Annotated in this window: 2 protein-coding genes; both read right to left on the bottom strand. The window is 41.4% G+C overall.

Features of this window, described 5'->3' with window-relative positions:
• Positions 1–91: 91 nt before the first annotated feature.
• Entirely contained in the window at positions 92–1252 is a 1161-nt protein-coding gene (locus V7659_RS23955; RefSeq protein ID WP_335542654.1) for a Ger(x)C family spore germination protein, read from the bottom strand.
• The coding region (locus V7659_RS23960; protein ID WP_335542655.1) for a spore germination protein at positions 1249–1847 on the bottom strand (599 nt) is incomplete at its 5' end. The genes V7659_RS23955 and V7659_RS23960, both read right to left, overlap by 4 nt.

Raw genomic sequence — 1847 nt, forward strand, 5'->3', positions numbered from 1 at the left:
AAAACGGAACCCTTTATTTTTCTATAAAGATAAGGTTTTTGATAAAAAATCGAATAAAACAATGATGAAATTAAAAAACGTTCCGTTACTTTTAAGATTTGAACTTTGACATCCCTGTATTCGTAATCTCAACATCTACTTGAATGTCTCTTAGTGAATTCTTTGTGAAGGGGAAAGACTGTATACTTGTCAACCGCTTCCAGTCTGCATACCGATGGCGAAACATTGTCTCTTCCAAATGGTACACGTCTACATTGTTTTTCAGCCCTGCGGTATATGTTGAGCGAATCTCAGCCTTGATTCTTGCCTCGGCTTCTGCTTTCAACTTTTTAGATGTCATCGGGATGTTTAACTGCGTTAATTCACCTTGAACCTTAATGTGCAAGTTGTAAACGGGATCTCCCTTTGCCGAAAGCTCAGGTTTGACCCTTACATTAGGATGCTCAAAGTTCAGAATTGCTTTAATGTCCCCGTTGTCATCATTCAAAGCAAGCGGTGTACGATTGGTTTTCTCTTCCAACCAGCGTAACCCGAGTAAATCATCCTTGGACATCCAGCGCGGCTTCTTCTTTGTATGGTAAATAATCGCTCCGTTAATTGTCATCTCAGGCATTTTTTTCTTTTTTTGTTTCCAATTATTCTTGTCGATTGAAAGTGTCGGCACAATAATTGAGGTACTTGGTTCCGAATAAAGTGCTACAAATTCCAAAAACTTCATCGGCCGGATCATGGAATGCTGCTTGTAATTGCTTTCTGGGGAGTTCAGTTTCGTAAAAAGCGGAGACGAAGGAAACATTGGTGTGATGGAGAAAAGATCATCCATCGGTTCCTCTGTTGTAAAAATCCAAGGCGTTAACCTTGCCTCAGAACGTTCAAACATATCTATTGTTTGATTCAGATGCATTTGCATCGCTTTCTGTGTGAACACCACCGACGATACTTGCCCAATATGAACTCTTTGCTGTATGCTATTGTACAAATTATTCCACGCTAACAAAAATGTGGAGCCAGTGGCCTTGCCCACCCATATGTTGGAGGAAGCTTCCTCACTGCTGGCACCTTCCATTTTACCTACAGAAGCAAAGTCGACCATCTGGGTGTACACGACAAACTGATTATCTACGTAATCAATGCCAACTGTTGAGACGTATGACATGTCCTTCAACACCTTGTAATCCCAGCACCCAGTCAGACTAGGCACCACGAATAGCAAAATCAGCAAGAGCAATAGGCGATACTTTTCACGTTTCATTCTGAATCATCCCCTTGCTTATGCGTTTTTTTCGTCCGCAGAAACTTCGGTGGCGTTCGTTGAAAAGGTTTCGGAAATTGAATGAGCGATTTGATCGAGTCAGCGTCGAGTGGATCGATCAATTCAGAAAAGAAAGGCATACCAAACGATTTTAACGTCGACATGTACAGTATGATAGAATAATTAGCTATTAAAAACCCAAAAAGGCCTAGAACGCTCGACAACACCAGCACGAATTGCCTCATAAAAATGATCGCCGATGAATATGATTGGTTGACTAGTATTAACTGCGCCATAAACGATATCGCTACGATTACAATAATGTTAGGAGAAGTAAGTCCTGCGCGTATAACGGCATCGCCGACGATTAATCCTCCGACAACCGAGACGGTTTGTCCTACCTGCCTTGGCAAAAGTTTACCAGCCTCACCAAACAGTTCATACAAAAAGAGCATAGCAAATAGTTCAAAAGGAGGAGAAGTTGGGATACCAGAGCTATTTAACGATATTGTTGCCATTAGAGGAAATGGAAGATGCTCCGTATGATATGATACTAGCGAGATGTACAATCCCGGCAGCATCACAGTTATGAAAT

Source organism: Neobacillus drentensis (assembly GCF_036966985.1).
In the GTDB taxonomy this organism is placed as follows: Bacteria; Bacillota; Bacilli; order Bacillales; family Cytobacillaceae; genus Neobacillus; species Neobacillus drentensis_E.

Bases quoted from the DNA above. Each gene is read 5' to 3' on its own strand.
- V7659_RS23955 (WP_335542654.1), bottom strand. From the start codon at position 1,252: ATGAAACGTGAAAAGTATCGCCTATTGCTCTTGCTGATTTTGCTATTC.